General features: G+C 41.0%; 11 protein-coding genes. 5 read left to right on the forward strand and 6 right to left on the reverse strand.

Annotated elements, in window-relative coordinates; all coding sequences use genetic code 11:
- Positions 1 to 33: 33 nt before the first annotated feature.
- The gene (aceE, locus tag ACEYJ7_RS01815) at positions 34 to 2,691 is read right to left on the reverse strand and encodes a pyruvate dehydrogenase (acetyl-transferring), homodimeric type (protein ID WP_373777315.1); all 2,658 of its coding nucleotides are present in this window, start codon (positions 2,689 to 2,691) and stop codon (positions 34 to 36) included.
- Positions 2,692 to 3,075: 384 nt separating this feature from the next.
- Between aceE and purE the strand changes: the two genes are divergently transcribed.
- The 4 genes from purE to ACEYJ7_RS01835 all read left to right on the forward strand — a co-directional run bounded on the left by purE (position 3,076) and on the right by ACEYJ7_RS01835 (position 7,153).
- The gene (purE, locus tag ACEYJ7_RS01820) at positions 3,076 to 3,570 is read left to right on the forward strand and encodes a 5-(carboxyamino)imidazole ribonucleotide mutase (protein WP_373777325.1); all 495 of its coding nucleotides are present in this window, start codon (positions 3,076 to 3,078) and stop codon (positions 3,568 to 3,570) included.
- Complete coding sequence (locus ACEYJ7_RS01825; protein ID WP_373777316.1) at positions 3,571 to 4,536, forward strand: asparaginase; 966 nt, start codon at positions 3,571 to 3,573, stop codon at positions 4,534 to 4,536. It abuts the gene before it with no gap.
- Between the two features lie 132 nt (positions 4,537 to 4,668).
- Positions 4,669 to 5,757, forward strand: coding sequence for a 5-(carboxyamino)imidazole ribonucleotide synthase (gene purK, locus ACEYJ7_RS01830; RefSeq protein WP_373777317.1), 1,089 nt, complete (start codon positions 4,669 to 4,671; stop codon positions 5,755 to 5,757).
- A gap of 169 nt (positions 5,758 to 5,926) precedes the next feature.
- Entirely contained in the window at positions 5,927 to 7,153 is a 1,227-nt protein-coding gene (locus ACEYJ7_RS01835) for an MFS transporter (protein ID WP_373777318.1), read from the forward strand.
- A gap of 147 nt (positions 7,154 to 7,300) precedes the next feature.
- Here ACEYJ7_RS01835 and ACEYJ7_RS01840 read toward each other — a convergent pair whose 3' ends face one another.
- The 5 genes from ACEYJ7_RS01840 to ppx all read right to left on the reverse strand — a co-directional run bounded on the left by ACEYJ7_RS01840 (position 7,301) and on the right by ppx (position 12,109).
- The gene (locus ACEYJ7_RS01840) at positions 7,301 to 7,864 is read right to left on the reverse strand and encodes a YceI family protein (RefSeq protein ID WP_373777319.1); all 564 of its coding nucleotides are present in this window, start codon (positions 7,862 to 7,864) and stop codon (positions 7,301 to 7,303) included.
- A gap of 225 nt (positions 7,865 to 8,089) precedes the next feature.
- Positions 8,090 to 8,971: an N-acetylneuraminate lyase gene (gene nanA, locus ACEYJ7_RS01845; RefSeq protein ID WP_373777320.1), complete on the reverse strand. Its 882-nt coding sequence runs from the start codon at positions 8,969 to 8,971 to the stop codon at positions 8,090 to 8,092.
- A gap of 81 nt (positions 8,972 to 9,052) precedes the next feature.
- A complete protein-coding gene (locus ACEYJ7_RS01850; protein ID WP_373777321.1) occupies positions 9,053 to 9,919 on the reverse strand; it encodes a MurR/RpiR family transcriptional regulator in 867 nt (288 codons plus the stop codon).
- Between the two features lie 2 nt (positions 9,920 to 9,921).
- Positions 9,922 to 10,392, reverse strand: coding sequence for an N-acetylneuraminate anomerase (nanQ, locus tag ACEYJ7_RS01855; protein ID WP_373777322.1), 471 nt, complete (start codon positions 10,390 to 10,392; stop codon positions 9,922 to 9,924).
- A gap of 211 nt (positions 10,393 to 10,603) precedes the next feature.
- The gene (ppx, locus tag ACEYJ7_RS01860) at positions 10,604 to 12,109 is read right to left on the reverse strand and encodes an exopolyphosphatase (protein WP_373777323.1); all 1,506 of its coding nucleotides are present in this window, start codon (positions 12,107 to 12,109) and stop codon (positions 10,604 to 10,606) included.
- Positions 12,110 to 12,335: 226 nt separating this feature from the next.
- Here ppx and asnS point away from each other — a divergent pair, with 226 nt between their 5' ends.
- Complete coding sequence (gene asnS / locus ACEYJ7_RS01865; protein ID WP_373777324.1) at positions 12,336 to 13,739, forward strand: asparagine--tRNA ligase; 1,404 nt, start codon at positions 12,336 to 12,338, stop codon at positions 13,737 to 13,739.

Below are 13,739 nucleotides of genomic sequence, written 5' to 3' on the forward strand. Positions count from 1 at the left end.
ATGGCGTCCCTACTTTTGCATGGAAATAATTGATTATGCGTATAACGGATTAATACGATCTACATTTAAACCGAATTTCGCAATTGCATCTGCAACGACTTTTCTGTCGATAGTGCCTTCGTTCGCTAATTGGGTTAATGCCGCTACCACAACATAACGCTCATCAACTTCGAAGTGTTCACGTAAATTTGCACGACTGTCCGAACGACCGAAACCGTCCGTACCTAACACTTGATAGTGTTTGCTTGGTACGAATGCACGGATTTGATCCGCATAGACTTTCATATAGTCAGTTGATGCAACGGTCGGTAAATCTTTTAATACCTGTGCGACATAAGGAACACGAGGTGTTTCCGTTGGGTGTAAGAAGTTCCAACGTGCCGCATCGTTACCTTCACGGGCTAATTCATTGAATGAAGGTGCAGAGAAGACATCTGCGGTTACACCATATTCATTTGCAAGGATTTGTGCCGCTTCACGCACATGACGCATGATTGCACCTGAACTTAACAATTGAACGTGGCCTTTACCTTTACCCTCAACCGTTTCAAATTTGTATAAACCTTTACGAATACCTTCTTCCGCACCTGTAGGCATTGCCGGTTGTTCGGTAATTTCATTTAATGTAGTAAGGTAATAGAACACATCTTCTTGTTTCTCACCGTACATACGGTTGATACCGTCTTGAACGATAACGGCAACTTCAAAGGCAAATGCCGGATCGTAAGTGATACAGTTCGGGATAACACCGGCTTGAATATGGCTGTGACCGTCTTCGTGTTGTAAGCCCTCACCGTTTAAGGTTGTACGACCTGATGTACCACCGATCATAAAGCCACGAGCTAATTGGTCACCGGCTAACCACATCATATCGCCAACACGTTGGAAGCCGAACATGGAGTAGTAGATGAAGAACGGGATCATCGGTTGGTTGTTCACGGAGTATGAAGTTGCTGCGGCAACCCAAGATGCGGTTGCACCTAACTCGTTAATACCCTCTTGTAACACTTGACCGTCTGTTGCTTCACGGTAGTAAGCCACTAAATCACGGTCTGACGGCACATAGTTTTGACCGTGAGGGTTATAAATACCGATTTGACGGAATAAACCTTCCATACCGAAGGTACGCGCTTCATCCGCAATGATTGGCACGATGGTTTGACCGATATTTTTATCTTTTAATAAGATATTTAATACACGAGAGAATGCCATTGTGGTTGAAATGCCACGCGGTTGTGCATCTAATAATGCTTGGAACTCTTCCAATGCAGGAACTTTATACTCTACGGTAAATTTCGGTTTACGCGCCGGTAAATAGCCGTTTAACTCTTTACGGCGACCGTGTAAGTAGTTGTACTCTTCTGAACCTTCCGGGAAAGTCACATATTCTAAATTTTCTACTTGTTCGTCCGTTAATGGTAAGTGGAAATAGTCACGGAAGCCTTTTAAGCTATCTAATGACATTTTTTTCGATTGGTGAGCCGTGTTTTTACTTTCCGCTTCAGGGATTTTATAGCCTTTTACTTGGTGAGCTAAGATAACCACCGGTTTATTTGAACGTTTGGCACGTTCAAAGGCAGCGTACATTTTCTCTGAATCGTGCGCACCGCGGCGTAATTTCCAAATCTCATCGTCTGTCATATCAGCAACTAATGCCGCTGTTTCAGGATAACGACCGAAGAAATGTTCACGCACATAAGCGCCGTCTTTAGATTTGAAGGTTAAGTAGTCACCGTCAACGACTTCCATCATTAATTGTGCTAATTTGCCCGACGTATCTTTGGCAAATAATTTATCCCAGTTGCTGCCCCATAAGACTTTGATCACTTCCCAACCGGCACCGGTAAATAAACCCTCTAACTCTTGAACAATTTTACCGTTACCGTTTACCGGGCCGTCTAAACGTTGCAAGTTACAGCTAATAACGAAAATCAAGTTGTCTAATTTCTCACGACCCGCAACGGTTAATGCACCTTTAGACTCGATCTCATCCATCTCACCGTCACCTAAGAAAGCATAAACGGTTTGACCGGAGGTATCTTTAATACCACGATTATTTAAATATTTTAAAAAACGCGCTTGATAAATCGCATTGACCGGACCTAAACCCATTGATACCGTTGAGAATTGCCAATATTCAGGCATTAATTTAGGGTGAGGATATGAAGATAAACCATCGACAAAAGCTTCTTGACGGAAATTATCTAATTGCTCTGCAGTTAAACGACCTTCTAGGAAAGAACGTGCATAGATACCTGGCGCAGCATGACCTTGAGAATAAACTAAGTCACCACCGTCTTTATCCGTTGCAGCTTTAAAGAAGTGGTTAAAACATACTTCATACATGGTTGCAGCAGATTGGAAGGTTGAAATGTGTCCACCAAGATCCAAATCTTTCTTCTGGCTACGTAACACCATTGCAATCGCATTCCAACGTACAGCGGAGCGAATACGACGTTCGATTGCATGATCACCCGGATAGGCAGGCTGCTCTGAAACCGGAATCGTGTTTACATAATCCGTCGAGACACCTGACGGAAGGCTTACGCCTTGAGTGCGAGCATGTTGCATCACTTGTTGAATAATAAATTGTGCACGCTCCGCACCTTCTTCTTTAACAAGAGAATTCACTGAATCTAACCATTCTTGCGTTTCGAATGGATCTACGTCATGAGCTAACAAATCTGACATAGTCTTTTCCTTTTTTATGTGAGTGGATAAAAACAAGGCGACACTCCGCCTTATCGTTTGCTGAAATAGTATACAAGAAAAAGCACAAAACTTGCGGAAAGTCAAAAATAAAGCCTTTTACTTATTTATCTTTCAACGCAGTTTTGTGTTTAATTTGTTAATATCTACTTGATTTTCAAGAAAATTTTATCAATTTATAAAATATGTTGAAAAATTGTAGATAAATTTGGAGTCAAGATAACAAAATCAGCCAATCTTGTCCATTTTTACTCGGTATAAAATCCGACGTGCAACTAAAGGCAACCTTATATTATTTAAGGTAATCGGTTGCTTTTTATGATATCCTTCGCGGGCTATTTTTATCAAAATATAAAGGTTATGAAAATGTTACAAAAAGCAGAGATTGCCATTGTTATGGGCTCAAAAAGCGATTGGTCTACTATGTCCGAGGCAGTTCAAATTCTTGAACAATTTGATTTGCCTTACCATGTTGAAGTGGTTTCCGCACATCGAACGCCGGACAAACTGTTTAGCTTTGCCGAAACCGCTGAACAAAACGGCTATAAAGTGATTATTGCCGGTGCCGGTGGCGCGGCGCATCTGCCGGGTATGATTGCGGCGAAAACGATTGTGCCGGTGCTGGGTGTACCGGTTAAAAGCTCAATGTTGAGTGGCGTAGATAGCCTTTATTCTATCGTACAAATGCCCAAAGGTATTCCGGTCGGAACACTTGCGATCGGTCCTGCCGGCGCAGCCAATGCCGGGTTATTAGCGGCTCAAATTTTAGCGGCGTTTAATCCGGAATTGGCAAAAAAACTTCACCAATTCCGTCGCCAACAAACCCAAACAGTATTAGATAATCCGGATCCACGTATTTAAATGAGTAAAAAATTATTAATCTTACATACCGGTGGTACGATCTCTATGAGTGAAGGGGAAGACGGTAAAGTCTCCCCTTCTGACAACAATCCGTTGTTAACAGCCTTAGAAAAACTCAACCACCCTGCACAGCTTTTCCAAGAAGCCGTATTGCACGTGCCGTCGCCACATATCACATTGGTGCATTGGCAGTTATTAAAAGATCGTATTGAAAAAGCCGTAATTGATGAGCAGTTTGACGGCATCGTGATTACTCACGGCACAGACACACTTGAAGAAACCGCCTATTTCCTTGATTTAGCCTTGAAAGTGAATGTTCCCGTTGCAATTACCGGGGCAATGCGTTCGAGTAACGAATTAGGCTCTGACGGTTTAATTAACCTACAAAGTGCCATTTTGGTGGCATTAAGTGAAGAAAGCCGTGATAAAGGCGTATTGGTGGTAATGAATGATGAAATCCACAACGCCAAATTCGTCACCAAAACCCACACCACCAACGTTGCCACCTTCCAAACACCAACCTTTGGACCTTGTGGCTTAGTCACGAAAAACCGTGCAATTTATTTCCAACATCTGACCGCTTACGAACGCTTCCCGATTGACCATTTAGAAAAAGCGAACATTCAGCTCATCAAAGCCTATGTCGGCATGGATAGCTTCCTGCTTGAACAACTGGCTCAAAGCCGTTGTGATGGCGTAGTAGTTGAAGCCTTAGGGGCAGGAAACTTACCGCCATCTTGTCTAGCGGGGATTTCCGCCCTATTAAATGCAAATATCCCTGTGGTGCTGGTTTCCCGTGCCTTTAACGGTATTACACAGGACGTTTACGACTATCTCGGTGGCGGTAAACAGCTTAAACAGCAAGGCGTAATTTTCACTCAAGGTTTGAGCGGGCAAAAAGCACGGATTAAGTTAATGGTTTTGTTGAATCAAACGTTGGAAAAACCGTTGGCAGAATACTTTTAGTTTTGATCGCACAAGCGCTTTCGCTTGTGCTTTTTTATTCATACAAGCGGTCACTTTAATGCCATTTTTTGCAAATTTTTAACTAAAACTGACCGCTTGTAATAGGCATATATCATATTATTTGAGGCAACTATGCAAAAAAGCACACTCTATCCCCCAATTTATGTTCTCGGTAACGGGCAACTTGGCAGAATGTTACGTTATGCCGGTATGCCGTTAGATATTGAGGTTCAGCCGCTCGCTTTTGACGATCCCGTTTTTAATATTGCCGAAAACAGCTTAATTACCGCTGAAATCGAACGTTGGACAGAAACGCCTTTAACTACCCTACTTAGTAATCACAAGAACTTCGTTAATCTTTCTGTTTTTGGACAACTCGCCGACCGTTTTACCCAAAAATCACTGCTCGATCATCTAAATCTCTCTACATCGCCTTGGCAGCTATTAAGTTCCCCAGAGCAATGGCAACAAGTCTTTGAAAACATTGGCGAAAAAGTGGTGGTAAAACGTCGTACAGGGGGCTATGACGGACGTGGACAGTGGATTGTCACTAAAGATAATGTCGAGCAAATTACCCCAGACTTATTTGGTGAAGTGATTGCAGAAAAATTTATTCCCTTTGACGGCGAAGTCTCCTTAGTTGGTGCAAGATTCCGTAATGGTGAAACCCGTTTCTACCCCGTGACTCATAATTTACAACAAAATGGCATTTTACGTTACAGCGTTGCGGATATTACGCTACCACATCAGCAAATATTCCAACAACAAGCAGAAAAAATGCTTTCGGCGATTATGCACGAACTGAATTATGTTGGCGTGATGGCAATGGAATGCTTTGTGGTAGGTGAAAAACTGCTGATTAATGAACTCGCACCGCGAGTACATAACAGCGGACATTGGACGCAGTTGGGCTGTTCAATCAGTCAATTTGAATTACATTTGCGTGCATTACTTGATTTACCAACCCCTGAGCTCAAACCAATCGCTCCAAGCGTAATGGTGAATTTAATTGGGATCGAACATAATAGTGAATGGCTCGATATTCCATTCAGCCAGTTGCATTGGTATGGTAAAGAAGTCCGTGTAGGTAGAAAACTTGGGCATATCAATGTATGCCATACGGATAAAGCCGTGATGGTTGATAGCCTGCAAAAACTCAAGCCTTATTTGACGGAAGATTTCTATTCAGGGTTAGATTGGGTGATTGAAAAGCTAAAATAGGCGGTTAATTTAAGCTATTTTATGATGGACGTGAATGCAACATTATTATATCTCGTTAGCCTGTTCACGCGGTTATTTTGCAAAAAATACGTCCAAACAGACCGCTTGTTCCTTTATTATAAAGCGAACAACCCGCTCAATAAACTCCTGATCAGATTTAAGGAAAACGATGTTGAATAATCGAAAACTGATGTGGCTTCTCGCCTTTACCGCCGCTTCCATCATTATGTTAACCGGCGGTTTGCGCATGTCATTAGGACTTTTTGTACAACCGCTACTCAATACTACGACACTCACCATTGCCAATATCAGTTTAGCCATGGCGACGTGCCAATTAATGTGGGGAGTGGCGCAGCCGGTATCCGGAGCGTTATCCGATCGTTTTGGTCCTTACCCGGTACTGTTTTGGGGAACATTGATTTTAGTTATCGGCTGTATTGCAATGCCGTTGTTGATTTCGGATTGGGGATTAATTCTCACATTAGGGATCTTAATTGCATTTGGCACTGGAGCTGGCAGTTTTTCGATTTTAATGAGTATTGTCAATAATCGGGTTGCAGCCGATATGCGCGGAGTTGCTTCCGGTATCATCAATGCCGGTAACTCTTTCGGACAGTTCATTTTTGCCCCCTTCATTCAATTTCTCATTTTAACCCCTTTTATCGGTTGGCAAGGGGCGATGTTTATCTTAGCCGGGATCAGTTTATTGGTTCTTCCGCTTTCCCGTTGGCTTGCCGGAAGTAAACCATCTCAGCCGATACAAAGCGCTCAACAGGCACATCAAACGGATCAACCGCTTTCACAAGCCGTCAAATCCGCCTTTAAAAATCCAAGTTACTTATTGATACATTTAGGTTTTTTCACTTGCGGTTTCCATATCGCCTTCTTAGTGACTCATTTGCCGACAGAAATCAAGTTATTTGGTATGCATGCTCAAGTAGCTTCTTGGACATTGGCTTTGATCGGTTTATCTAATATATTCGGGAGTTTATTTATCGGATGGTGTGTCGGACATTGGCGTAGCAAATATATTTTATTTTGGATGTATGGTTCACGAGTCGTGTTAATTGCGCTCTATTTGCTCTCGCCAAAAGAGCCCATGACATTTTATTTGTTCGCTATTGGCCTTGGTTTTACTTGGCTTGGTACGGTTCCGCCTACTGCGGCGACTGTCGGCAAACTATTCGGTGTACGTTATCTCGCTACCTTGTTCGGTTTGACTTTATTAAGCCACCAAATCGGCGCCTTTTTTGGCGCCTATTTCGGTGGTTTAATCATTTCTCAACACGGTAACTATGAATGGATGTGGTATGCGGATATGCTACTTGCCGGTTTGGCTGCGGTACTCTGTCTACCCATCAAAGAAGCCAAAATAGTCCGATTAAAAAGTGCGTGAGGCAGTATCGCTCTCCGTGGATGCTTGAAATATGGCTGTCAATTACCCTAAAATTCACTTAAATTAAACAACAAGCGGTGAGTTTGAAACGAAAATTTGCAAATTAATGGCTAAAACTCACCGCTTGTATTTCATTAAATCAAAATATTATTGTTTACCGGCTTCAATCTGAATATTGATTTTCACATCTTTTGTCATTCCGACATCAACAAGATAATTTACCCCCCACAGCGTTCTGTCGATGGTGGTACTGAAATCGCCTCCGCAGACTTCTGTTTTCAGCATTGGGCTGTCATAACAGTTGAATTTATCCGCTTTCAACGTGACCGGATGGGTTTTACCTAAAATAGTTAGCTCACCGGTTACGTCTGTCACTTTGCCACCGTCAAATTTGAAATTTTTGGAAACAAAACGAATCTGAGGGGATTTAGCTTCATCTAATAAATCCGCTGATTTTAAATGTTGCGTAAATTCAGCACTACTACTTTGCAAACTGCTAACCGGAATAACCAAGTCAACGCTACCGGTTTGCTTTTTCGGGTCAAATTCGAGAGTGCCGTTTAATCCATAAAAACCACCGACATTGGAACTGGTTCCAAAATGGTCAATTTCAAAACGGGCATTGGTATGAAATGGATCAATCTTATAGGTCGCGGCTGTTGCATTCGCTGCAAAACCGGCTAATACTGCGGTAAATAGCAATTTTTTCATAATAACTCCTTAAAAACGATGGTTGCTCAAACGAATGATTTATAGAGTTTAACGTTTTTTTAACAGAAAAAAATCTATTTATCATGAAAAAATCTTTTTACTTAAAGTAAATAATCGCAATAGATTTTGCGATAACATTTGCAAAAAATAGGGCGAAACTGACCGCTTGTAAGCAATAAAAAAGCAGCGAACAACGCTGCTTTTATGTATAAAATGAAAAATGTCTTAAGAAAGATATTTCGCTTTTAATTCTTTTACAACCGCTTTTTGTTGAGCATTCAACTCTTTCGTCATTGGTTCACGGCAGTAACCTGCTTGTACGCCTTCTTCTTCCAATAAACCTTTGATAGTTTGATATAAACCGTTACCTAAAATACCTTCGATTAAATCGTTAGTCACATTTTGAATTTCAAGCGCTTCTTTGATTTTGCCTTGTTGTGCTAATTCAAAAATTTGACGTGCGCGGATACCGTTGACATTGAAGGTACTGCCGATTGCACCATCTACACCTAATACCGTTGCAGGTAACATCATCTCATCAAAACCTGCATAGATTAAGTGGTTCGGGAATGCTTTGCGTAAACGTTCTAACAGATAGAAATCGCCTGCGGTGAATTTCACACCAATGATTTTTTCATTTTGGAACAGTTCTGCAAATTGTGAAACACCGATGTTTACCCCTGTTAAGAATGGGATAGAATAAACAATCATTTTGTTACCTGTTTCACGAATGATAGTTTCGTAGAAGTTTTTAATTTCTGCGAAGCTGAATTTGTAGTAGAACGGTGTTACTGCAGATAAGCTGTCATAGCCTAATTCTGTTGCATATTTACCAAGTTCTACCGCTTCTTTTAAGTTCACGCTACCCACTTGAGCGATTAATGCAATGTCATCTTTCGCTTCATCTTTTGCGATACGGAAGATCTCTTTTTTCTCTTCCGTTGAAAGCATAAAGTTTTCACCGGTTGAACCACCTACATACAAGCCATCAACTTTCATTTTGTCGATGTTGTAACGAACGATTTGGCGTAAACCTTTTTCGTTGATTGTGCCGTCTGCATTAAAAGAGACTAATAATGCACTGAAAATACCTTTTAAATTTTTCATCTGTTTTTCCTTAAGAAAAGTAAGTCAAAGAAAGTAAACACTATGATTTGCTAATTTTTTAGTCAATCATAGTGCTTGTTATTATTTAATTCGTTGTTCCAAAATGACATTTAATGTTTTTTGTTTTTGTTGAATGGCTTTATCCGGATCGGCCTTTACCAACAAGGCGTAAATTAAATCAAGTACAAATAATTGGGTCATTTTGGTACCGATTGAATCACCTTGCATATGTCCTTGTCGATTACCGTTAATAAGCACGTAATCCGCAGCATTCGTAATCGGAGAACGAAGATTATGCGTAATCGCAACGGTTGTCGCTTCATTTTCACGGGCAATATGTAATGCTTTGGTGGTTTCTTCAGAATAGCCGGAATGGCTGATACCAATAACCATATCTCCTTTTTTAAGCAAAGCCGCCTGCATATACATAAAGTGATTATTAGTTACTGCATCGGTTTGTAAGCCGATGCGCATCAGTTTATGTTTAGCATCCTCCGCCGTTACACCTGATGAACCCACACCAAACAGAAAAATTCGTTTCGCTTTGCGCAGTTCTCCGACAACTTTTTCAAGCTCGTGAAAATCAAGTAAATTAATGGTTTCGGTAATCACATTGCTTAACGTCGCCTGCAACTTAATTGCAATTTCACGCGGCGTATCGGTTTCAGCAACATCGGTATCCAATAGCACACTACTCTCTTTTTCTTGAGTGGCCAGTTCGATAGCAAGATCCAATTTAAAATCCGTGTAACCTTTAAAACCTAAGGTTCGACAGAAACGGATAAAAGTCGCTTCGCCGACATCTAATTGGTGTGCGACTTCAGATAACGAACATTGGCTTAACAGATCCGGCTGAGATAAAATTGCATTAGCAATTTTCTTCTCGGTTTTAGTTAGGCTGTTTTGTAATGCGCCTATCGTATCAAGGATTTTTCCATGGGCAGACATACTTAGCCTCCTAGTAGCTCCACAGGCACTTTAACCACAAGCTTTTTAAGTAATTTATCAGAGTTCACGGAATTGCCAGGTTTGTGCGGTTCGTACGGAAGAAAAATAGCAAACATATTCGGGAAAAGCATTAACTCATTTTTATGTTCAATTGCCGGTGTAAGCTGGTAGTCATCTTCATCACGATATTCATCATATTGTGAAAGATTAGGTTGACTTAATCCGTATTCAATCATCTCTTCACCTGAAATTAACAATTGAATATCAATAAACTTACGGTGTAATTCTGCTTTTTTCCCATCCGCCGGACTTGTTTCAAACTCCATGACATTCATTCTCACTCCATCTTCCAAATCTTGCCAACCTAACGGAAGATTAACGAGATCGAGAGTTTTTAATTTTGCACATAATCTGGCAAAAACCGGAGGTAGTGAGTTTGCGTAATCTTCGCGGGATAAATCACCTAATAACATTAAAGCCCCCTAGAATGAAACCCATACATCTTGATATGAGTTATTTGCTCCATAAAAAATATTACTAAAAGAAGATATACTCCATAGATTAAAGTTTTCTGCCGGGAATAACAAGACATAAACAAAAAAAATGAGAAGTAGATCAAAAATTTTTTCAAAAGAAGACAAAAAAACCACTTTTAGCGTGGTTTTCAAGGTGTTTAAGTGGTTGTTAGATGATTTTTAATAAAAAATCTTGCTCCGAAAGTAACTTTTTTTCTTCATCTAAATCCGCTGAAATCAGTGGATTTTTTGCTAAAAAATCGGAGTCAAATTGAAGCGTCCACTCCAAATTCACAATAATCAAAGAAAGATTAGCCGGAATCGCCGTCGCCTGACGTGAACGATTAAGCAATACCGCTAGACGAAATAAACGCAATAATGTTAATACATCACGATATTGAAAACGATTTATACCGCGAATATCGCTACGCTTGAATCCCTTTATATGATGACGCATTAACATTGCCAAGAGATTTTGCTGTTCAAAATCAAAGCCCGGTAAATCACGATTAGCAATAATATACGCAGAATGGCGCTGTACTCCCTTATGATTGATACAAATACCAACCTCATGCAATAAACTCGCCCACTTTAGAATAGAACGCAATTCACCGATTTGCTGCCTATTTTTCCAAATTTTAACTTGGTCAAATAATTTTAGCGCGGTATCGCGCACACGATTGGCTTGTTGCTGGTCGATATTGAATTGCTCTGCCAACGCCTCCGCCGTACGTTGGCGAATATCACCGACTTGAAAGCTCTTTTCCCAACCGTACATCACACCTTCACGTAACGCCCCGTCGGAATAACGCATACTTTGGATATGGAAGGTATGAAATAACGCAAGTAAAATCGCCAATCCCGGCACCAATATATCTGCACGCTCTTCAATTAATCCTTTAATATCCACTGCATTAAGCGAATTAAATTCCAAACATTTATCAATAATAATTCGCAAACGTTCTTCAGTAATTGCGCCGTCACGATAACCGTTAGCCATTAATACTTTGCTTACTGTTTTAATGGTACCGGAAGAACCCAATACATGTTGCCAGCCTAATTCACGATATTCCCAAGCAAGATCTTCAATTTTTTCCATTGCTGCCTGATAAGCACTATCAAAATAAGTGCGGTTTAATTCGCCCTGTGGAAAATAGCGTTTGGCAAAACTTACACATCCCATGTGGCGACTTTGTGCGATAAGCGGTTTAAAACCATCACCAATAGTCATTTCCGTCGAACCGCCGCCGATATCGACCACAAACTTGCGCCCTTTCTCAGGTTGTGTATGGCTGACACCGGAATAAATTAAACGTGCTTCTTCCTGACCGGTAATAATTTGGATCGAATAAGGAAAAACTTTTTTAGCTTGCGTTAAAAAGTCCGCATTATTGACCGCACGACGTAACGTGTAAGTACCAACCACTTTGACATTATCAGGATCAAATCCTTTCAAACGTTTAGCGAATAATTCCAAACATGCCACACCTCGCTCAATGGCTTCTTGACTCAATACTCGATTTTCATCTAAGCCGTCAGCTAAACGCACACGACGCTTGATTCGGGAAAGTATTTGAATAGTTCCATTAACAATACGTGCCACAATCATATGAAAACTATTTGATCCTAAGTCAATCGCAGCAAATTCACGTGGTAAATGCGGGTCAGGTTGCATATAAAAACGCCTTTGATTTTTGTTGAAAATAAATTAAACGGCGAGAGTTTAACATTTTTTTTAATAAAAAGAATTTGCAGTCGATAATAATTCCATAGTTTAAATTCCAATTATTTTAGTCGTTTCATCCTAAAAAAAACGATTCCTCCCTTATATTTACTACACTTTTCTAGTAGAATGCCGAACGTTTTTTCTAAGAAAAGCTATGATTAATTTGAGGTACATCATGTCACAATTTCCAACAATTTCGGACATCCTATCTGGTAAAGTTGCCGTAGGCGAAGAAGTTTCTGTGCGTGGTTGGGTGCGCACCCGCCGCGACTCCAAAGCAGGTTTATCTTTTTTGGCCGTGTACGACGGTTCTTGTTTTGACCCAATCCAAGCGATCATTAATAACGATATTGCAAACTACGAAAATGAAGTATTACGTTTAACCGCAGGCTGTTCTGTGATTGTAACCGGTGTGATTGTTGAATCGCCAGCCGAAGGACAAGCGGTCGAATTACAAGCAAAATCTGTTGAAGTCGTAGGTTGGGTTGAAGATCCTGATACTTATCCGATGGCAGCCAAACGCCACTCTATTGAATACTTACGCGAAGTGGCTCACTTACGCCCGCGCACAAACTTAATCGGTGCCGTTGCCCGTGTACGCCACTGTTTAGCACAAGCTATTCATCGTTTCTTCCACGAACAAGGTTTCTACTGGGTTGCAACCCCGTTAATTACCGCATCAGATACAGAAGGTGCAGGTGAAATGTTCCGTGTTTCGACCTTAGATTTAGAAAACTTACCGCGTGGTGAAGACGGTAAAGTCGATTTCAGCCAGGATTTCTTCGGTCGTGAATCTTTCTTAACCGTATCCGGTCAATTAAACGGCGAAACCTATGCCTGTGCATTAAGCAAAGTCTATACGTTCGGTCCGACATTCCGTGCAGAAAACTCAAACACAACCCGTCACTTAGCCGAGTTCTGGATGGTTGAGCCTGAATTTGCGTTTGCAACCTTAGCGGATAATGCAAAACTGGCTGAAGATATGTTGAAATATGTGTTCCGTGCAGTACTTGAAGAACGTAAAGATGACTTAAAATTCTTTGAAAAACATGTTGATAACACGGTCATCAGCCGTTTAGAGAACTTTATTAATTCAGACTTCGCTCAAATTGACTATACCGATGCGATTGAAGTCTTGCTCAAATCAGGTAAAAACTTTGAATTCCCGGTTGAATGGGGTATTGACCTCTCTTCTGAACACGAACGTTTCCTTGCAGAGGAATATTTCAAATCTCCTGTCGTGGTGAAAAACTATCCGAAAGACATTAAAGCGTTCTATATGCGTTTAAATGATGACGGTAAAACCGTAGCGGCAATGGACGTATTGGCCCCGGGAATCGGTGAAATCATCGGTGGTTCACAACGTGAGGAGCGTTTGGACGTGTTAGACAAACGCATGGTAGAAATGGGCTTAAATCCTGAAGATTATTGGTGGTATCGTGATTTACGTCGTTACGGTACCGTGCCGCACTCAGGCTTTGGTTTAGGCTTTGAGCGTTTAATCGTCTATGTCACCGGTTTACAGAATATTCGTGAGGTCATTCCATTCCCACGCGCACCGCGTAATGCGAATTTCTAA

It is taken from the genome of Glaesserella sp., assembly GCF_041814905.1.
In the GTDB taxonomy this organism is placed as follows: domain Bacteria; phylum Pseudomonadota; class Gammaproteobacteria; order Enterobacterales; family Pasteurellaceae; genus Glaesserella.